The 19,261-nt window shown below is 64.4% G+C and carries 15 protein-coding genes and 3 pseudogenes; 8 read left to right on the top strand and 10 right to left on the bottom strand.

Going from position 1 to position 19,261, the window contains the following annotated elements; translation table 11 throughout:
- Nucleotides 1-12: 12 nt before the first annotated feature.
- From ON44_RS43500 to ON44_RS53275, 3 genes and pseudogenes are all read right to left on the bottom strand, one after another.
- A complete protein-coding gene (locus ON44_RS43500) occupies nt 13-834 on the bottom strand; it encodes a YceI family protein (protein WP_040701065.1) in 822 nt (273 codons plus the stop codon).
- A complete protein-coding gene (locus tag ON44_RS53280) occupies nt 831-1,622 on the bottom strand; it encodes an MSCRAMM family protein (protein WP_373283306.1) in 792 nt (263 codons plus the stop codon). Before ON44_RS53280 ends, ON44_RS43500 begins: the two co-directional genes overlap by 4 nt.
- A 111-nt stretch (nt 1,623-1,733) precedes the next feature.
- Nucleotides 1,734-3,092, bottom strand: a pseudogene (locus tag ON44_RS53275) (MFS transporter); the annotation flags it as partial.
- A 130-nt stretch (nt 3,093-3,222) separates the two neighbouring features.
- Between ON44_RS53275 and ON44_RS43490 the strand changes: the two are divergent.
- From ON44_RS43490 to ON44_RS47585, 6 genes and pseudogenes are all read left to right on the top strand, one after another.
- Nucleotides 3,223-3,411, top strand: a complete 189-nt coding sequence (locus ON44_RS43490; protein WP_040701063.1) for a hypothetical protein — start codon at nt 3,223-3,225, stop codon at nt 3,409-3,411.
- A gap of 580 nt (nt 3,412-3,991) precedes the next feature.
- Nucleotides 3,992-4,921 carry a hypothetical protein gene (locus ON44_RS43485; RefSeq protein ID WP_040701061.1) on the top strand — a complete coding sequence of 310 codons (930 nt, stop codon included), beginning with the start codon at nt 3,992-3,994 and terminating at the stop codon, nt 4,919-4,921.
- 402 nt (nt 4,922-5,323) lie between these two features.
- The gene (locus tag ON44_RS43480) at nt 5,324-6,727 is read left to right on the top strand and encodes a nucleobase:cation symporter-2 family protein (protein WP_306306543.1); all 1,404 of its coding nucleotides are present in this window, start codon (nt 5,324-5,326) and stop codon (nt 6,725-6,727) included.
- Nucleotides 6,728-6,983: 256 nt separating this feature from the next.
- Nucleotides 6,984-7,294 (top strand): annotated as a pseudogene (locus ON44_RS53270) (SRPBCC family protein); the annotation flags it as partial.
- A gap of 115 nt (nt 7,295-7,409) precedes the next feature.
- Complete coding sequence (locus ON44_RS43470; RefSeq protein ID WP_157187622.1) at nt 7,410-7,901, top strand: tetratricopeptide repeat protein; 492 nt, start codon at nt 7,410-7,412, stop codon at nt 7,899-7,901.
- 717 nt (nt 7,902-8,618) lie between these two features.
- Nucleotides 8,619-9,245 carry a hypothetical protein gene (locus tag ON44_RS47585; protein WP_157187621.1) on the top strand — a complete coding sequence of 209 codons (627 nt, stop codon included), beginning with the start codon at nt 8,619-8,621 and terminating at the stop codon, nt 9,243-9,245.
- A 17-nt stretch (nt 9,246-9,262) separates the two neighbouring features.
- Here ON44_RS47585 and ON44_RS43460 read toward each other — a convergent pair whose 3' ends face one another.
- Both ON44_RS43460 and ON44_RS43455 read right to left on the bottom strand, forming a co-directional pair.
- Entirely contained in the window at nt 9,263-9,877 is a 615-nt protein-coding gene (locus ON44_RS43460) for an alpha/beta hydrolase family protein (RefSeq protein ID WP_040701053.1), read from the bottom strand.
- Nucleotides 9,878-10,462: 585 nt separating this feature from the next.
- On the bottom strand, nt 10,463-11,698 hold the full coding sequence (locus ON44_RS43455; protein ID WP_040701096.1) for an NAD(P)/FAD-dependent oxidoreductase: 1,236 nt from the start codon (nt 11,696-11,698) through the stop codon (nt 10,463-10,465).
- A 326-nt stretch (nt 11,699-12,024) separates the two neighbouring features.
- On the opposite strand from ON44_RS43455, the gene ON44_RS43450 reads away from it, so the two are divergent.
- Nucleotides 12,025-12,432 (top strand): hypothetical protein, encoded by a 408-nt coding sequence (locus ON44_RS43450; RefSeq protein ID WP_157187620.1) that lies wholly within the window; start codon nt 12,025-12,027, stop codon nt 12,430-12,432.
- 325 nt (nt 12,433-12,757) lie between these two features.
- On the opposite strand, the gene ON44_RS43445 is transcribed toward ON44_RS43450, so the two are convergent.
- From ON44_RS43445 to mdlC, 3 genes and pseudogenes are all read right to left on the bottom strand, one after another.
- Nucleotides 12,758-13,222 carry a DinB family protein gene (locus ON44_RS43445; protein ID WP_218007773.1) on the bottom strand — a complete coding sequence of 155 codons (465 nt, stop codon included), beginning with the start codon at nt 13,220-13,222 and terminating at the stop codon, nt 12,758-12,760.
- Between the two features lie 131 nt (nt 13,223-13,353).
- Nucleotides 13,354-13,563 (bottom strand): hypothetical protein, encoded by a 210-nt coding sequence (locus tag ON44_RS43440; RefSeq protein ID WP_051183337.1) that lies wholly within the window; start codon nt 13,561-13,563, stop codon nt 13,354-13,356.
- Nucleotides 13,564-14,305: 742 nt separating this feature from the next.
- A pseudogene (mdlC, locus tag ON44_RS53635) lies at nt 14,306-15,912 on the bottom strand (benzoylformate decarboxylase).
- 861 nt (nt 15,913-16,773) lie between these two features.
- Between mdlC and ON44_RS43430 the strand changes: the two are divergent.
- Nucleotides 16,774-18,282 carry a catalase gene (locus ON44_RS43430; RefSeq protein WP_040701047.1) on the top strand — a complete coding sequence of 503 codons (1,509 nt, stop codon included), beginning with the start codon at nt 16,774-16,776 and terminating at the stop codon, nt 18,280-18,282.
- Nucleotides 18,283-18,469: 187 nt separating this feature from the next.
- Here the strand turns inward: ON44_RS43430 and ON44_RS43425 are convergent, their stop codons facing one another.
- Together ON44_RS43425 and ON44_RS53630 are read right to left on the bottom strand one after the other, a co-directional pair.
- Nucleotides 18,470-18,817: an NAD(P)-binding domain-containing protein gene (locus ON44_RS43425; protein WP_051183335.1), complete on the bottom strand. Its 348-nt coding sequence runs from the start codon at nt 18,815-18,817 to the stop codon at nt 18,470-18,472.
- Nucleotides 18,818-18,901: 84 nt separating this feature from the next.
- Complete coding sequence (locus tag ON44_RS53630) at nt 18,902-19,030, bottom strand: hypothetical protein (protein WP_281006026.1); 129 nt, start codon at nt 19,028-19,030, stop codon at nt 18,902-18,904.
- Between the last annotated feature and the right edge of the window lie 231 nt (nt 19,031-19,261).

The following is a 19,261-nucleotide window of genomic DNA, read 5'->3' as shown; positions in this document are numbered from 1 at the left end:
CAAGCGCTCGGCCTACATCGCCGGAAGTTGTTCCCCTTGCACCACCTCGATGTCCAGGTCGATCTTGACCGTGGTACCGATGGCGGCTACGCCCGCGCGGACTACCGCGTTGTAATCGATCGCGAAATCATTGCGGTGCAATAGTGTTTCGGCATGAAATGCGGCACGCACGCCGCCCCACGGGTCGGCTCCGAAACCACCGTAGGTCACATCGAGATCGACCGGGCGTCGCTGTCCGTGCAGGGTCAGCTCGCCTGACATTACCCAGGTGTCGGTGCCGCTACGACGTAGCGCGTTGCTGGTGAAGGTGATCACCGGATAGCTGTCGACATCGAGGAACTCGGGCGAACGCAGGTGGTTGTCGCGCATCGGGATGCCGGTATCGATGCTCGCTGCCTTGATCTCGGTGTGCCCCGATGACTGCTCGAATGGTTCGGCGATATCGATCCGCCCGCTCACCTCGGCGAAGCGGGCCTTGATGCTCGCGATGCCCAGGTGGCGTGCGGTGGCGATCACTGTCGAGTGCATCGGGTCGATCATCCATGGTCCGGGCGGTGGCAGCTCGACCACTCCTGCCGCCGGTGCCAGGTTGACCTCACCGAGCAAACATCTTCCCTCCGAAGATATTTGGGCGACGCGTGCCACCGGCTGGAATCCCGGTGCAGTGAGCACCGCAGTGTGTACCCCGGGGGGTAGCGCCTCGGTGGCCGCTGCTCCGGTGTCATCGGCGACCGCGCGGGCGATCTGGCGCCCGCTCATGTCTGTCACGGTCAGCACCGCGTTCGGCACCGGCCACCCCTCGGCGGTTCGAATACGGGCGGTCAACCCGGTCATGACCGGTCGCCGAGGTCGTAGCCGAGCCGAACGTCGTGGCGGACTTCTCCGCCGGAAACGGTGACTTGGCTGGTCACCGGTGGGTAGCCGCGCGCGATGACCGTGTACTGCCCTTCGAGCAGATCTGGCACCACGTAGTGGCCGTGCTCGTCGGTTCGTGCCGTGGCAGTCAGGTTCCCAGCCGCGTCGAGTACCGTGATCTGGACATCCGGTACCACTCGGCCGCCGTCGGCCGACGCCGCGCCGTCCAGTACGGCCATCGGGGAAAGCTCGATGTCTTGGCGGAACAGACCACTCTCCGGCACGGTCAGGGTTGTTGCGTGGGGGCGCATGTGCTCGGCGGCGGCTACCAGGGTGTAGGTGCCCGAACCCAGGCCGTGATACACGTAGGTGCCGTCGTCTGCCGCGATGGCCGCCCCGACGACCTCGCCGCGCAGGTCGGTCAGTGTGATGGTGGCACCGGGCAGCGGCTCGCCGTGGCCGACCGTGCGGACCACACCCGATAGCTCGCCGCCGCCCGTCAGTGTGAGGTCCAGTGGCTGTGGTCGCTGGCCGATGGCGACATTGACGGCTGTGGGCAGGTGTCCTGTCGCCGAGACGATCAATACGTAGTTCCCGGCGTCGGGTGCACTGATCGTATAGCCGCCGTCGGCGCCTCCGGTTGCTCGCGCGACCTGATGGCCACGATGGTCGATCAGTGTCAGTGCCGCATCGGGCACCGGGCGGCCGTCTTCGCGGTGGATGCGGCCACCGAGCGACCCGCCGTCGAAGTCGGCCCCGGTCAACACGGCGGCTGGAGGCGTGGTCTGCGACAAGGCGCCGACCGCGTGCGGACCGTAACCGTTCTGCTGGATCGACGTGTGCCTGGCGACCGACGTGGCCGGGACTGGCTCGGACTCGGGCTCGGATACGGTCTGGACTGTCGCCTTGCGCATGGGAATGCAGGCAGACAGAGCGAGTGCTGCCAGGGCCGCCGCCATTGCGATGAGGAACGTAGTGTGGAACCCGTCGCGCGAGGGCAACAGATGCGGCCCGAACTGCATGGTCATATGCGCGAGCACCACACTCATCACCGCCGCTGAGGTCGAGGTTCCGATCGAGCGCATCAGCGAGTTGAGGCCGTTGGCCGCAGCGGTCTCGGTGATCGGCACCGCGCCCATGATCAGTGCGGGCATGGCCGCATACGCCAGGCCCACGCCGGCGGCCACGATCACCGATGCGAGCATGATCTCCCAGACACTGTTCATCAGAACCACCGCGCACAGGTAGCCGACGGCGATCACCGCCGAGCCGAGCGCGAGGGTGACCTTTGGACCCCGGCTAGCCGACAGCCGCGCCGACACCGGCGAGAGCAGCATCATCACGAAACCTGTTGGTGCCAATACCAATCCGGCGCTGACCATTGATAACCCGAGGCCATACCCGGTCCGCTCCGGTGCCATCAGCAATTGAGGGAAGGTCAGCGACATGCCGTAGAGCGAGAACCCTACGGCGATGGAGGTCACGTTGGTGAGCAGCACTCGCGGCCGCGCCGAGACGCGTAGGTCCACCAGCGGCGAGCGCTGCCGCAGTTCGTAAGCGCCCCAGCAGAGGAGCACCACCACCGACACCGCGAAGAGGATCAGGACCCGAGTGCTGGCCCAGCCCCAGTCCGCGCCCTTGGTGATCGCGATGAGCAGTGCGAGCAATGTGACCGAAAGGCCGACCGCGCCGCCCAGGTCGAACCGCGCGGGCGTGCGCACCGGCGATTCCGGAACGAACGCGAAAACCGCTGCGGCACACAGAACGCCGAGCCCAGCCGAGGTCCAGAACAACACGTGCCAGTCCGCGTTCTGCGCGATCAGCGCCGCGGCCGGGAGACCGATCGCGCCGCCGACGCCGAGGGTGGCGCTCATGATCGCCATCGCGGAACCCACTCGCTCGGCGGGCAATTCGTCGCGCATGATGCTGATCCCCAGCGGAATGGCGCCGACCGCGACGCCCTGCAGCGAGCGACCGATGATCTCTGGCACCAGCGCGGAGAAGGACCCACAGACCACCGAACCTGCAACCAGCAGAAGCAGATTGGCGAACAGAATCCGGCGCTTGCCGAACATGTCGCCGAGGCGGCCGCTGATCGGGGTCGACACCGCACCGGCCAGCAGGCTGGCCGTCACGACCCAGGAGGCATCGGACGCCGAGGTGCTCAGCAGAGCGGGTAGCGACGGGATGATCGGAATGACCAGGGTCTGCATGAGCGAGACCACGATACCGACCATGCCGAGTGTGGAGATAAGTAATGCCGGTGTGGGATGGCGCAGGTCACCGGAATCCGTGCCAGTCAAAGGCGCCGTGGTGGTGGCAGCAGTCACACGTGTACGATACATGTCGTATGTATCATGCACAAACTTGAGTCTTCGACCGCATCGACGCCACCACCGCCATGAGGCGCGGCCCGTCGCGCATCGACCGATCGATCCCTACGGTCACCAGATCGAGCTGCTGGCAACGATTCCCGGCGTCAGGCCGACCATCGTTGAGGTGGTTCTTGCCGAGATCGGTGCGGGCATCACGCAGTTCCCCAGCGCGGGCATCTGATGTCAGGGTGGGGATCTGTCCGGGAAACCACGAATCCGCCGGCAAGCACACCTTGGTTGCGTCGAGAATGACGCAAACGCGTGCCTGGCACCGGGGTGCTGTGGTCGGGGTGGTGTCGGAGTTCGGATTGGGTTGTGTTTGAGTGGGATTGGAGGATTCCCGAGGAGTCTGGTGTGGACTCGGTTCGTGTGTGCCCGGTGAGGGGCGGTCTGCCCTACGGCTGTATCTCGGACGGGGGATAGCCGGTAGATCGGTGGCCGCGCTCGTCGTCATCACTTGGCGTAGCCACGTCCTGCGCGTCGGGGAGGATGTTCGAGGGTAAGTTCCGTACGGAATGTGTTGGGGGAGAAGCGGTTGTGACAGGGGGTGCGGAGCAGTGGGCGGTGCTAACCGGTGGCCGGGCTGTGGCGCGAAACTCGGTGGCTGGGCATTCTGCTGGCCCATCACGGTGGCCGCGTGGTATGAACCCCGCCGCTCTGGCACATCGCCCTGTAATCAGACCTGGCTGACCCGGTGGAACACGAAACCAACAGCCACACAACCGATTCCGATGCGACTAGGAAGAAGCCGCCGTCTCGTCATGACCGAATCCGTTACCGCCGCTTTCGCCGCCCGCCGTGATGTGGTCGGGCGGCTGCGCGAGCAGGCTGTCGCTGCCTTCTACGACCCGCCCGCTGAACACTCTGCGGCCGAGGCCACCGCGCGGGTGTGGAGCCTCGCCGGTGAGCTCACCGGCGGAGACCTCCTCGCCCAGTGCCAGATCTACCGTGCCGCGCTGGTGTGGGGGATACGGCAGGTGCCCGCCGATATCGGCGAGATTCTCTCCGGTGCGCCCGCCGCGCCGTTGTGCGACACGGTCGCTGCGCTCGTCATCGCCGAGGCTTGCGTCGTCACCGAACCGTCCGCCGAGCAGTGGATCCTGGCCCGCGAGCAGGCCCATGTTCTCGCCGTGGACCCCGATGCCGCGGCCGGATTCGCCGGTGATGCATTGTTGTTCGGCGCGCTGGCACGCGCGCGCCGACGCGTACTGGCCGAGGGAGCCTTCCCGCGCCACTGCGCACTCGTGTTGTGGCTTGCCGCGGCGATCTACCGCAGTCGCGATGCGCGCTGGACGGCGACGGAGCTGGGGTCGGGCAACGGATGGGTCCTGACCGACCACAACGACCGCGTCGAGGGCCCCGGCACGCGGACCTACCACTTCGATCTGACCGGCGCGCAGGAATACGTGCTCACCGAGCGGCACGCCACCTGCAGGCGGGTGCTGGCGTCGCGGATCGCGGCGGGGCAGAACCTCGAGCCGGTCACCGGCGCGTACCTGCGATATCTGATCGCAGTCGACACCGACACCCACACCGGGATCTTTTTCGTGCCAGGGGAATTCACCGAAGTCGAGTACAAGGCCTGTGCCTTCGAAGCCCTCGGTACCAATCTGGAGCCGACGCTGCATGTGCACTCCGACTGCCAGGTGTTCTACGCCGCGGACGTGGTGTGGCAGCAGCTGGACCCGTAAGATCCACACAACCCGATACCGAAACGGGGAGCGAGAACTCAGTGAAATCACCAATACACCAGACGAGTTCGGCTTCGGCGGTGTGAAGATCACGCTGCCCCTGGTAGCGCGACACGCAGCGTCGGCGACCGCCATCCACGGCATCGTCGGTGCCGGGCCGCGGCCCGGTGAGACCCCTGCTGCGATAGGGCACGGGTCTACCGGCGAGACACGCAGGAACGGATCTTCGTCGCTGACGCGTTCGAAACACTGTCTCCGCATCAAGACGGCGGCAACTAGCCGAACCAACAATGCGGCGTAGCGATGAGGGAGCGAAGACTGGACATACCTACCGTAGCCACACCCGAGTGATGCCTGTCACATTTCCGATATAGCGGAACGTCATTTCCGCGATCGGAGAGGATGAGGATGGGGATGTTGACTTGGCGTCGCGGCCGGGCGGACAGTGGACGACCGGAGGATGCAAGACACTCGCCGGGACAGTTGGCCGCTTACGGAGCCCAGCACATTCTGACGATGTACGGGGGTGTGATCGCCCCACCGCTCATCGTCGGCGGCGCGGCCGGGCTATCCGCCGTCGACATCGGATTACTGGTGACGGCGGCCCTATTCGTATCGGGCCTCGCCACGCTGCTGCAAACCCTCGGAATCGGACCGTTCGGCAGCCGATTGCCCATCGTGCAGGGGGTTTCCTTTGCAGGCGTATCGACCATGGTGGCGATTGCCACCACGGGCGGGTTACGTCCGGTATTCGGCTCCATCATCGTCGCGGGGGTTATCGGTCTTGTGCTGTCATCGTTCTTCGCGCAACTGGTGCGATTGTTCCCCGCGGTGGTGACGGGCACGATCATCACCGTGATCGGCCTTTCACTGATGCCGGTCGCCTTCAACTGGGCAATGGGCAACAACTCCACCGCACCCGACTACGGTTCCCTGGCCAACATCGGATTCGCCGGGCTGACACTGCTGATCATCCTGGTGATCAGTCGCCTGTTCCAGGGCGCGCTGTCGCGACTGTCGATTCTCATCGGGCTGGTGCTCGGTACCGTCATCGCGGCGTGCGCGGGTAAGGCCGATTTCTCCGACGTGGGTGACGCCCGCTTGGTCGCGCCCCCGCAGCTGCTGCACTTCGGGTCGCCGACCTTCGAAGTCGGGGCCATCGTCGCGATGACAATCGTGATACTGGTGACCCTGATCGAAACCACGGCCGACATCCTCACGATCGGTGAAATCGTCGGGACCGACGTCGATGCCAGGCGCGTGGCGGACGGGTTGCGAGCCGACATGCTGTCGACGACGGTTGCGCCGGTCTTCGGATCCTTCACCTGCAGCGCGTTCGCACAAAACGTCGGCCTGGTCGCACTGACCGGAATCAAAAGCAGGTTCGTAGTGGCAACCGGCGGCCTGATTCTCCTGCTGCTCGGCCTGCTCCCGGTGGTCGGCGCGATAGTCGCCGGAATTCCGTACCCGGTACTCGGCGGCGCCGGACTCGTGCTCTTCGGATCGGTTGCGGCGAGCGGGATTCGCACCCTGTCCCGGGTGGACTACCAGGACAACCTGAACATGATCATCGTCGCGGTCGGCATCGGCTTCGGCCTCATACCCGTTGCGGCACCGGAATTCTGGGACGCCCTCCCCGAAAAAATCGCAGTGGTCCTGAACTCCGGAATCAGCGCCGCCGCAGTCGCCGCCGTCCTGCTCAACTTGGCCTTCAACGAATGGAAATTCGGCAAACGACCGGGTTCCTCCGTCCTCGCCGCAGCCGTCGACGAGCGCGACCGGCTCGACAACGACGTCAAACCATAAGCACGCCGATCCTCATACGGTGGCGCGATGGGCTGTTGACTCGACATTCGGCGTTGCGTGATCGAACTGGCGATCAGACCGAAAAATGGGCCCAGGCAAGGGAGTTCGAACTCCCTAGCCTGGGCGCCGCTCGTGCACCACCAAAAACCACTTGGCGCCAAGTAGTTCGGTGCCGGTGGCTCGGTCCGGCCCTCGGTGCCGCCGTGCTTTCCGGGCAAGACTGATCGCCCTGTCACACAACAGGTTTCACTCGAATGGTGTGGAGATCATCGATATGCTGCCCGCCGCCGCGCCCACCCGGTGCACAGTCCGCCACAGCTGGATGGGCCGCATTCCGGCCACCATCGACGAGCAGCGCGATCTGTACGAACAGATCTACAGTCAGGTCCACGCCGCCGTTCGCGACGAGGATTTTGCCATGCTCCCGCAGTGCGGTGAGGGCGTTCGCCAAGCCAGCACGACCATATGGTCGTCGGTCGCAACGAGATCGGCGTCCAGAACATGATCCGGGTATTTGCCGACGTGCTCGGAATATCGCTTCGCGGACTGCCGCGCGGTCCGGGGTGATCGGATGGGGAGCCGCCGGCCTTGCGGCGCCGCGGGACGGCGCACCAATCGTGAGCACCGTCGGCTACGAACAGATGCATAAGTACGTAGCAGCTATTCGTCGCGAGGGAGATCGATGCACAGGTCGGCGCTCTGGTTCTGGGGTGGCAGGATTGGGGCGGGGGTGGCCGTGTATTGCACGATCTTCGCGGTCGGATCGTGGTTTGCCGACAACGGTCACTGGTGGGCCTATGCGGTCGCCGCGGTCGGGGGTGTCGTCGCGTGGCGGTTCGGTCACCGGCTGGGTGTGCGAACAGTGGCTGAGGAGCGCGCGCCGACGGCGAATCCAGATGTTGCCCAGTGCCGGTGGGAGGTCGGTCGATGTATCGACGCGTTCGGTGCGGAGGATGTGCGCACACTCGGGGCCCAGTTGGTACTCGCCGATGCGTGCTGGGCGTCGGGGGAGCAGGACGAAGCGCTCTACTGGTACATGGCAACCCACGCCAGCTGCCTGCGTGCTTTCGGTTCGGATCATCCGATGTCGATCAAGGCAGAGCACCACTTGCGCGACGCGCACCGCCGATCGAGATCCGGCCTCGACGACAATGATTCGGTGGAGCCGTCGTAGCCTTGACCTGTTCGTGGGCGTCGAAATGGTTGAGTCGCCACTGTTGTGCACGGATGTCGATGGTGTCGGTTTCGATCCGGCGGAGGAGCTCATCGCGTGTGTTCGGACGACGTGATGCGGTGGTGTGCTGGATCTTTCGAGCCTGGCGTTGATCTCGCCAGACAGGAGTTCGATGGCCCTGCCTGCGGGCCGCGATGCCGATCGCCCCAAGGCCGCACGGCTACTAAAAGCCGGGAATGTCCGATCTGATCGCTGTGCGGCCGTATCTTGGTTCAACCACGAGGCGTGCTCCGGCTGGTGGATCAATTGCGCGTCGAGGTGTTGCCCGAGCACTGGGCTGAACCGGTCGCAGCGTCATAGAAAGACGTTCTGCGTGTCGGTGCGTGGCATGGGAACGCCCGGTAGTAGAGCCCAGTTGGAGGACGGCGGCCTGCTCGGCCGCTGGCCGGGCGGCCGGATGCAGCGCCAGCCTACGCGGCCCCTGGGCCGGGGATTTCGGGTTGCGGTGCCGATGCAGCGTGGCCCGTGACTTGCCGGGAACTGGCTCAGCATCGGGCCGTGCGCGGCGCGGTTCGACGGCCGAGGGCCACGAACTCATTGTCGACGGGGGCAGCCTGGAGATCACCGAAAGTTCCTCTCGAATCCCCGATCCGGGCGGGTATCTTTCGCCGTGCAAAGCAAATCTGCTGCCCTGTCGCTGATTCGGGGGCGATGTGTATGAGCGGCGGGTCGATTTTCTGTGCAAGCCCCCTCGACAGATCTTTTGCCGTTGCGCCGTATCGTGATAATTTTTCCGCTATAGTCAACGAGACTAAAATCTCGCTACCCATCAAGGGAGATTCCGTGTCCAGGGCTGTGAAGAGTGCCGCCGAACGGGTTTGCGGGGGAATTCTCGGGATGGTTGCGTGCCTGTTCGCAGCGGGCACCGCATACGCCGATGATGCGCCCGGCCCGGTACTGATCGGTGACACAGAGTATTTCGCTTTGGGCGATTGGAACTGCTCGATCAGCGCGAATGGCGCGGTGGGGTGCGACCTCGCAGTCCCGGCTCCGTCGATGAATGTGCTGTATGCCGGAATGCAGGTGTCATTGCCGAATGTGTCTGCCATCATCATTGATTCGGCTATGTGGCCCGCGCATCCGGAATGGAACGCCAACGGCAGTCACACGCTGCCGGGCGGAAATCCATCATTGCCGCTCCTCGCACGTGCGAACTACCACGATCCGCAGTATTCGGTCACGTATGCCGGAGCGAACTGCCAAATCACCTTTCAAGGTGCGGCAGTGTGTACCTCGATGGGGCACGGGTTCAGTCAATGGGGACCAGTGCCGCATGGCTACTGATCCCCAAGAATCACTGGCTACCGGTACCAGACACCGGAATCCCAGGCACCGTAGTCCCAGACGTTGAAATCGTAGCGAGAATGGGCACCCGCGAAGAGGTAACCCCACCAACCAGCTGAGGTATCGCAGATCTGGTCGTCGTGGTTGCACACGGTCAACACCGGGAAGCCGCCGAACCAATCATCGACACCGGCCAGCGGATAACCGATGATCCCGCTCCCGGGTGTCGATGACAATCCGGCCCAACCGGGCCCGGCGGCTCGCTTGGGATCGGACAGGAGAATGGCATTGGCATTGCCGACATCCTGGTGTGCGGTGACCCAGGCGTGGACGATACCCGCGCCCTCGCTGTGCCCGATCAACCTGATGTGGTCGCCCGGGCATTGGTTGCGATGCACCCAGAACAGCCGGTCGAGTTCGTTCAACCCCGACATCGGGTCGGCGGAGTTGTAACCGACAGGCTGATCCACAAATGGGATGAACACCGACGAGGTGTTGTCCCCGAGACCGCCGATACCGATGGCCCAGTCGCCAGTACAGTAATCGGCGTGCGCCTTCGGGATTGTCGCGTAGTTGATGGAAAGGAGGATGGCCAACAGTAATGCGGCGAAGAGCGCCGTTGCTCTGCGCATGGTAGTACTTCTTCATTCTTAGTGCCTCCGGGTCCGGCCCGGCTTGTACGACTTGTACCCAAAAATTGCTGGCGTTCTTGTTTTCTGGCGAAACAGTTACATCCGTCATGGATTCCTTAGCCGTACCGCAATGTCGGAGGCCATCATTCGGAAAGGGACACCGCTTGCCCCGCCTTGTCCCGAGCGAGGTCCGCCTCAGATTTCGCGAAACCCTCTGGACCGGGGGAGGACTCGCATAACCGGAGATTCGCACACACTCCCGGCCGCGCCTCCGACGCCGCTGGCATCGACCAGGACAGAAAATCGGACTGCATCCCGCAGACCTACGCGGAATGGCAGCAGTGGTACCGGCCCCCGGCTGCAGCCCGGACTCGGCTACGCAGCCATTGGCAACATGCGAATTCACCCGTGGCGCAACGTTCCTAACCCCCTTGGCGCGGCCCGCGTGGAAGGCGGGAATCTTCGCGCTCGAGGAATTCACCATGTCGATCGTTCAAACCACCGCGAAGGCGATGTGCGGCATGGATCAAGACGAGAACGGGAGACGTTGCCTCTTCTGTCGGATCATGTATCCATCAGTGCGATTCATAGTCGATGGGCGGACTCGGGACCGTGCTCGGGCGCGGCCTGCAGTTCGGGCGCGGCGGCGGCCAGCAATGCGTCGCGGTCGCGGCTCAACGGAGGATAGATACGCCGGGTATTGATGGCGCGCTTGGTGTCTTTGGCCTCCTCACCGCACGCGACCACGTGGCGGTCCCAGCCCTCGGTATACACCGCGCCTGCCGGTCCCAGATCGAGAACCGTTACATACCAAGGGATCCGCAACGGCTTCACGGGCTTGCCCAGAAGATCGCCGATGACGTTGTATCCGGCCCACCGGCCCATCGGGCGGCTGTGCTGGCAGGACATCACCGACATATGTTCGTCGTCCATTCTTGCGGCGGCGACGTCACCGGCGGCGAATACCCCGGGCACACCGCAGACCCGCAGATAGTCGTCGACGGGGAGTCGACCCAGCCGGTCACGGTCGACCCCGAAGTCTGCGGTCAGCGGGTTGGCTCGCATGCCGGCACACCAGACGACGGTGGCGGCGGTCAGCACTTCACCTGAGGAGAGCGTCACGCCGCGCTCGTCGATGGCGACGACCCCGACGCCCAACTTGGTCTCGATCCCGATGTCGGCCAGCGCCGCCTCGATGACCGGTCGCGCCGATGCGCCCATGTCCGAGCCGACCATCGGGTTGCGGTCGATCAGGATGACTCGCGGTGCGACGGCACGCGCGGCAAAGGCGTCGGCGAGCATTGCGGGCAGCTCGGTCGCCTCTTCGATCCCGGTCAAACCTGCCCCGACGACGACTACTGTCGTGGCCGCCGGGTCAGCGGGGCCCTCGGCAAGCCGGCGCAGGTGGGCTTGCAGTCTGGTCGCTGCGTCATGGGTGTCGATGTCGAAACCGAACTCCCGCAGGCCAGGAATATCGGGCTTGACCACCTGGCTGCCCAACGCGAGCACCAGCCGGTCGTAGCCGTGAGCGCCCGCGGTGGAATCGACGACCCGCGCCACAGCATCGATCGCCGTCACTTCGCCGATGATGTGCTTGATTCCGACCGGATCGAGAAGAATGCTCAACGGGATGCGGGATGTGCTCAGATCGGTCTCGTAGTCGCGCACGCGGATGTCGTGGTACGGCGTCGAACTGACCATCGTGATATCGACGGTTCCGACCGCCACACCGAGCTCGTCAAGCCGCCGGGCCGCTGCCAGCGCCGCCCACAGACCCGCAAACCCGGACCCTAGAACCACGACACGCGAAGGATCGGTCACCGCAGCGCGCTGCACATCGTCATTCTAGTTAGGAGATCCATGGGGGTTCGGGCTTCGGCCCGCGTCCGAGCGCGATTGGTCTGCGGACATACCGGCGCCGGCTACCGACACGGCCAACGACTCGACCGTCGCGACGAATCGTTGGAGCGCGGCCGTCGAGCCGCCCGGTCGCTACGCCCGGCTGGCCCGCGATGCGCCATTCGAGCGGTTTTCCCACCGCAGCGGGCAAAGGGTTGGACCATGGATGCCGGCGGTGCTATGCGCACCGTGTCTCTTCCCGTTGTGTTCCGTGATCCATGTCCGCCACACAGGAGGAATGAAGCTCCATGATGAATACTCTGAACTCTCGGCGTTCTGCCCGTATCGCGGCTGTCTTCGTCGCGATGGCCGCGGCCCCGGTGGTTGCTGCCGCTCCCGCGTTCGCCGACGCGACTCTCGATATCACCAGTGCCGGATCGAACCTGGTCCAGGTCGACTACAGCTGCGACGACTCCGCCGGGGTGGCGAGCATTCAGGCGATGATGGGCGACCCCAACGCCGACCGTCCCGCGGCCCAGGGCACCCAGAACTCTGTCGACTGCAACGGTTCCCCACAGAGCGCCACGGTTCCCCTGACGGTGGACCCCACCCAGCCACCGCTGATTTCGGGTTCCGAGGCGCAGGTGCGGGTGGCGCTCGTCGACCGCAACGGCACCGTGGTCTCCGGACAGGCAAAGAAGTTCACCGTGCAGTAGTGCGCACCCGATTCCGCACTGGTGCAATTGTTTTCACCCTTCATACCGACGAAGCCCGACGGTCGGCCAGGCAGACATTTCCCATCCTTGGCCGATCGCCGGTGCCATCGGCGAGGCTCCGACGTGCCTTGCACAGCGACGGCGAGGTCGGCACATTTCAGCCCTCGTCCCAGGAACGCGGAAACCGCAGCCCGTCAACGAGTTTGCGCCTCACCTCCTCGTAGGCACTATCGAAGAACAACGTCATCGCCATCCGTCGTGACGGCGAAGTCGTGGTGTTCGAGGGTTGCTTTTCCGCCTGGGCGATATGGCATGGATCACCCGGCTAGCGCTGTTCTGGGGCATCGGCGCTCGGCGCGTCGGGGCGTTCGATCTGCTCGCGGAGGATGTCGCCGTGGCCGGCGTGACGTGCAAAGTCCTCGATCGCGAGCAGGTAGATGAATCGGAGGCTGACGTCGCCGGCGCGGGGGTGTGTCCTGATGTCGTCGAGGTCGAATTCGGCGGCGATCACACGGGAACGGTCGCTGGCGCGCTCGAATTCGGCGATCACGTCGGCGAGGGTCTCGTTGTCGTCGACGATGAAGCTGGGGTCGCCCGGCGTCGTGCCGCCGTCGCATTCGCTCTTGGTCAGGCCCGCCAGGACGTGCTGGAACCAGATCCGTTCGGCGACCGCGGCGTGCTTGAGCAGTCCGATCGGGGTGGTCATCGACGCAACGAGGCGGCGGCGGGCGTCTTGTTCGGACAGGCCGCGCACTGTGTTCACCAGTTCGGCCCGGTTGCGGTCGAGCATGCTCTCGAGCAAGCGCCGTTCAGCACCGGTGGTGATTGGTGGTATCGACCATGTCATTGTCGGCTCGATTCTGGTGGGTAGGGTTGGATCTGCGTGTCGTACTTGTGGTTTCGGTTTTTCGGCGCATCCCTTCAGCATGGGCTGATGACCTGCTGCCGTGGAGGTGGTAGGCGGGTCACGGTCGGATTCGAGAATGCTGCGGTGCGGAGTCGCTGGATTTCGTCGTGCTGGGCGGCGATTCTGGCGAGCGCCCGGATCCGGAAGTCGGTGAGTTCGTCGATCGTGCCGCCGGCCTGGAAGAGCCGTTCGCCGAGTGCGCGGTTGTCGGCCTCGAGTCGCAAGATCTGCGCGCCGCCGGGTCCGGGATCTCGCCGGCCTGTTGCATCGCGCGCAGGCGTTGCTCGAATTCTATCCCGAGGTGGGCGTAGGGCCGGTTCGACGAGACTGTCGCGTTGTTCGAGGGGCCAGCGTCGCCGTCCGACTTCTTCGATGCCAGAGTGACCGAACTGGTCTGGGCGCGTTGGTCTTTCAGCACACTTCTTCGGCTTCGGAACAGAGCCGCCATGGACGGCGCGAGCGTTGCCGCAGCACACTCGTACAATGTCGGGGCTCGGGATTGGGCACGCCGATACGCCGAGTTCCTCGAGGCGGCGGTTGAGGCGTTCGATCAGATACCCGGCAGAGCGTCCGTCGATACCATTGCAAATGCCTCGACGGAAGCGCCTACCTGATCGGTGCGGTGGCTCGTCGTTGTGGCGGGGCCAGCGCCGCTCATCGCCGTCGCGGGGGCGATCGTTGGTGTCGGTGCCGAACATCGATGCCTCGCCGGGTTTTCAAGGCCGCGTTCGACGCAGGCGGATACGGCAGGGGCGACGCTGCTGTTGGCGTTCATCAAGTACGGGATCGCGACGTCCCCGAAGCGGTTTCGTTTTCTTGCCCGTGATTCGCTCCGCGACCGCCCCGGATACGGAGAATTCCTTCGATCACAGCCATCCGCTGGACTGACACAAGTCCGCGGTCGGCAGGCGGCCCTCGCCCTTGGGTCGGTGGCCCAGGGGCGAGATTCCCCTGGGCCACCCGACTTCAGAGCATGGCCTTCTCCGGCTGGGTGGTCACCACGATGACCGAGGTGGTGCCGGATTCCAGCGCGAGCCTGAACTCCTTTTCGAGGTCTCCGGTGGATGTGACATCGACGGCGTGGCAGCCCAAACCCCGTGCGACGGAGGCGATGTCCAGGCCCGGTAGGTCGAGCCCGGGCACGCCCGGCGTCTCCTCCAACTCGGCGAAGGATTTGAGGATCGAGTACTCGTGATTGCGCATCACGACGTACACGATCGGCAAGTTTTGCTGTACCGCGGTCCACAGGCCCTGGACCGAGTATTGGAACGACCCGTCCCCGATCAGACCGATCACCGGACGGGTGACACCGCGGTCCCGGTCGCCGAGCGCGACACCGACGGCAGCCGGTGCGGCCCAGCCGATACCGCCGCTGGCAGTGGCGAAGAACGAGTCGGGCTCGACGGTGGGCAGCCACTCGGCATGTTGGGCCATGGTCGAGGTGGACTCGTTGACGAAGACGGCGTGCTCCGGGCGGACCTCGCTGAGCGCTGAGTAGACCTCCGCCGGTGTCAGCGGGCTGCTCGGGTTTTCAGGCAGTCTCCGGGTCCGCCGCATGGGGTTCGGCTGCGCACGGCCGCTGCCATCGCCCACCAGCCCGGTGAGGAGTTCGATCGACAGCCGGGCATCGCCGAGGAGGCTGTCACCGACCCGGGCCGCTGCGGCCGTCGCCGGGTCGTCCGTGATCTGCAACAGTTCGGTCCCAGCGGGGAGGATGTCGCCGGGCACGTAGGGGTAGTAGCGGAAGACCTCGGCCCCGATGACCACGACGAGATCGTGTCCGGCGAGCCGCTCGCCCACGGCCTTGACCGACATGCCGACCGAACCCTGGTACAGGGGATGGTCCTCGGGGAACGAGGCGCGGTCCGGAAGTGGAGGACTGTAGACCGCGGCCTTCAATTTCTCCGCAAGCGCGATGCCGGCTTGCCATCCGCGGGCGCGGTCCACGTCCGGCCCCAGGATCAGGGCCGGCCGCTGACTCACGGTGATGCGCTCGGCGAAGCGCCGCAGGCGCTCGGGGTCGGGGGCGTAGGTCCTGCTGACATCGCGCAGCACGGCCGGCCCGTCCAGAGGATGGTTCCAGTCGTCGAGCGGGATGGACAGGAACACCGGTCCCGCAGGCGGCTGCACGGCCATCGCGTAGGCACGCATGAACGCCTCGGGCACGGCCTCGGCGTGTGCGGGTTCGTAGGACCACTTCACCCACGGCTTGGGTAGATTCGTCGCTTCGAGGTTGGTCAGGGATCGCCGATCAGCAGTTCGCGGTGTTGCTGACCGGCCGTGACGATAAGCGGAGTGTGCCCGCGGTATGCCGCGACCAGGTTGCCGATGCTGTTGCCGAGCCCAGCGGAAGAGTGCAGGTTGACCAGCGCCGGACGCCGGGTGGTCTGGGCGAAGGCGTCCGCCATGGCGATAACGGATGCTTCTTGCAGACCCAGCACATAGGTGAAGTCATCCGGGAAGTTCTTGAGGAAGGTCTCCTCGGTGGATCCCGGATTACCGAAGATGGTCGTCAGGCCCAGCGACCTCAACAAATCGTAAGTCATGCTGTGGACGGTGGATTTCGCGGTCATGGTGGTCGGTCAGCTCCATTCGCCAGCAGGCGCCAGCAAACCGGGCAAGCTGTCATCGTGTGTGCATCGAATATTCGGCCGATGGCTTTTTCTCCAGCCTTATGCCACACAATCCAGTACGGGCTGCCGGCGGCGGGTGTAAGCGCAATGACGAAAAGCGATGCTACTCCGAATCAAGATCTTGTGCTGACGGATCGAAGACGGATTCTCAGCCCGACGTTGCGATACCCGCTCGGCCGGAATCGGACGGTGTTTCGCTGACGACAGCGCGAACTCGAACCGGTTCCCGTTGAAGAACTTTGGCGACAGTGAACCCGTCCGGAACGAACCAGCAAATTTGGTGCGAATATTCGATTATCCAAGAAGCGCTGGCGCTGGTCCTCGGTAACCTACCGAGGACCAGCAGTGAATTGCTCGACCTCGACCTCGAACTCCGGTCGCCTGCCCCACCCAGGGCCGTGGTGTTGGTGCCGGCGGGGCGCCGGGTGGGTTGAAAGGTTCCCTCCGGCGTGATCGAATTGGAGTACGACGGGATGGTTGGTCGTGGCGGATGCTGGACTGCTTCGCGGTGTCGATCTGCAGGCTGCCACGGGGCATACGTGCTCACGACTTTCGAGAAGCACCTGTCGTGTTTGCCTGTATTTCGGTCTCGACACGAGCACTCGAGTTGTGCTCGTCGCCTGCACACGGCCGGGTTGCCCGCGGTGCCGTGTATGACACCGACCGACGACCTGGCTGACCAACCGCCTGCGGCGAGGTGGAGCCAGATTCAGCACCCGATTATGCGGCCCACGACGCCACGCCTGCCGACGACGACGGTCCGATGGGGCCGCGGCTCTATATCTGTGGAAGAGGAGAAAGATGTCCGAGCCGAACTACACAACCGATGCCGCCGGAATTCCGGCACCGAGCGATGACCATTCCTTGACAGTTGGCCCGGATGGCCCGATCCTGCTGAACGATGCGTATCTGATCGAAAAGATGGCGGCGTTCAATCGTGAGCGCCTGCCGGAACGGCAACCGCATGCCAAAGGCGGCGGGGCGTTCGGCACGTTCGAAGTGACCCACGACGTCAGTGCCTACACCAAGGCCGCTGTGTTCCAGCCCGGCAAGCAGACGGAAGTGCTGGCGCGGTTTTCCGCTGTCGCCGGCGAACAGGGATATCCCGACACCGTGCGGGATCTGCGTGGCTTCGCTGTGCGGTTCTACACCGAGCAGGGCAATTTCGATTTGGTCGGCAATAACACACCTGTCTTTTTCGTGCGGGATCCGATGAAGTTCCAGGACTTCATCCGGTCACAGAAGCGCCGCGCCGATAACAATCTGCGCGACAACGATATGCAATGGGATTTCTGGACCCTGTCGCCGGAATCGGCGCATCAGGTGACCTGGCTGATGGGAGATCGCGGCATTCCGGCCACCTTCCGGCACATGAACGGGTACTCCAGCCACACTTACATGTGGATCAACGCTGCAGGCGAACGGTTCTGGGTCAAGTACCACTTCAAGACCGATCAGGGCATCAAGTTCTTCACCCAGCACGAAGCCGATCATATGATCTCGATCGACATGGACTACCACCAGCGCGATCTGTGGAAAGCGATCGAAGGCGGTGAGTATCCGAGCTGGACCCTGAAGATGCAGATCATGCCGTTCGACGACGCGAAAACCTACCGCTACAACCCCTTCGATCTCACCAAGGTATGGCCACACCGCGATTATCCGCTGATCGAGGTCGGCAAGATGACCTTGAACCGCAACCCGGCCAACTACTTCACCGACATCGAAGAAGCGGCGTTCGAGCCCAGCAACGCAGTACCCGGCACGGGCCCCAGCCCCGACAAGATGCTGCTCGGGCGCTGGTTCTCCTATGCCGACGCGCACCGACACCGGATAGGTATCAACTACAAAGAACTACCGGTCAATTCGCCACACGGGGCGGAGGTCCGATCGTGGGCGAAAGACGGCGCCATGCGCCACCACAACCCAGGCGATCCGGTGTATGTGCCCAACTCGAAGGGCGGACCGCACACCGATCCCGCTGTGGCGGGATCGCCCGCGGGTTGGTATGCCGACGGCGAGATGGTGCGAACCGCCTACACGTTGCGCGCGGACGACGACGACTGGGGGCAGGCTCGCACCATGGTCCGTACGGTTCTCGACGACGCCGCCAGGACACGACTGGTCGACAACATCATCGCGCACCTGCTCGACGGAGTGAGCCCACCCGTGCTCACCAGGACGTTCGCATACCTGCACAACATCGACAAGGAGCTCGGTGACCGAGTCGAACAAGGAGTACGGGCCAAGCAGGCGCAACACGAACCGACCGCTGCAAAGCGAGCGAAAGTCGGCCACACGAGTAGATGATCGCCGTGGACGTTTTCGCGAAATGGGCGAGGCCATGCAGGTTCTGCTCGCTCCGGCCCACCGAGTCCTAGACGGGACGGACGCGGCTTGTGGATACCTGAAGCGCACAACCCGTTGAGACATGAGATCGCCCGCTGATGCAGGTCCGACGGCTGGATGCAGTTCCGTTCAGGTCGGGCCCACGGCGTCAGAGGGTGAATGGTCCTTTGTCGAGGGTTGTTTGCATGCCTTGCGGGGTGAAGATTCCTAGCAGGCCGGGGAATAGCACTCCGCCGGGATCGATGGGCGCGGATTGGGCCAGTGTGCCGACTCGGATCGGCACGAAACCGGTTTGGGTAATGATGTCGGCGGTGATCGCGGCGGTGTCATCGTCGTCTGCCGCGTATCCGATCGCATTCGTTCCTGGTTCCCTGCGGCCCCGCAGCCATAGCGTCTCAGCGAGTTGGTGTGAGAAAGCCCGTGCCACCGATGATTTCGGGAACAGTTCCGCGGTCACGGTTCCAGAAGTCTTGCCGCCGAGGTCCTTGATGGTCATGACACCGCCGTCGTGCCACAGGAATGGGTTCGAGGGATCGTTGTGATGACCGCGCCGGGCAGCTCCGCGCAGCGGCTTGTCGGGTTATTGATAGTAGTGCAGCAGCGGCAGCATCGAATGCGGGCGCTGCCGGTCCGGCAGGGCACGCATGGCCGTCTCGAACCGGAGCAGCCATTCGTGGTAGCCGGGGATCCGCTGGATCGGGGCATCCACGGGCGGGGGCGTCGGTGCCAGCCATCGCCGTCATTCCGGTCATTCCCGCTGCGGAGCAGGTCCGGATGACGCCGCGAGTTGGGCGTCGACTTCTTCGACACCGCGCCCGGTAAGGTTCGGCGCGCGTCGGAATGGATCCTCGGCAAGGCACTCGGCGACGAACCTGCCCGCCATGACCCGAGACCGTGGCATGGAGCTCGCCGGTCCTCAAATGTTCAGTGCCACAACAGG

It is taken from the genome of Nocardia vinacea NBRC 16497, assembly GCF_000308835.1.
Classification (GTDB): Bacteria; Actinomycetota; Actinomycetes; order Mycobacteriales; family Mycobacteriaceae; genus Nocardia; species Nocardia vinacea.
Note: the sequence above shows the minus strand (reverse complement) of the source record. Positions and strands in the feature narration are given on the sequence as shown.

Bases quoted from the DNA above. Each gene is read 5' to 3' on its own strand.
- ON44_RS43425 (WP_051183335.1), bottom strand. From the start codon at position 18,817: ATGACCATCAAGGACCTCGGCGGCAAGACTTCTGGAACCGTGACCGCG.
- ON44_RS43480 (WP_306306543.1), top strand. From the start codon at position 5,324: ATGAGGATGGGGATGTTGACTTGGCGTCGCGGCCGGGCGGACAGTGGA.
- ON44_RS43430 (WP_040701047.1), top strand. From the start codon at position 16,774: ATGTCCGAGCCGAACTACACAACCGATGCCGCCGGAATTCCGGCACCG.
- ON44_RS47585 (WP_157187621.1), top strand. From the start codon at position 8,619: ATGAGCGGCGGGTCGATTTTCTGTGCAAGCCCCCTCGACAGATCTTTT.
- ON44_RS43470 (WP_157187622.1), top strand. From the start codon at position 7,410: ATGCACAGGTCGGCGCTCTGGTTCTGGGGTGGCAGGATTGGGGCGGGG.
- ON44_RS43485 (WP_040701061.1), top strand. From the start codon at position 3,992: ATGACCGAATCCGTTACCGCCGCTTTCGCCGCCCGCCGTGATGTGGTC.
- ON44_RS43450 (WP_157187620.1), top strand. From the start codon at position 12,025: ATGATGAATACTCTGAACTCTCGGCGTTCTGCCCGTATCGCGGCTGTC.
- ON44_RS43460 (WP_040701053.1), bottom strand. From the start codon at position 9,877: ATGCGCAGAGCAACGGCGCTCTTCGCCGCATTACTGTTGGCCATCCTC.
- ON44_RS43500 (WP_040701065.1), bottom strand. From the start codon at position 834: ATGACCGGGTTGACCGCCCGTATTCGAACCGCCGAGGGGTGGCCGGTG.
- ON44_RS43445 (WP_218007773.1), bottom strand. From the start codon at position 13,222: ATGCTCGACCGCAACCGGGCCGAACTGGTGAACACAGTGCGCGGCCTG.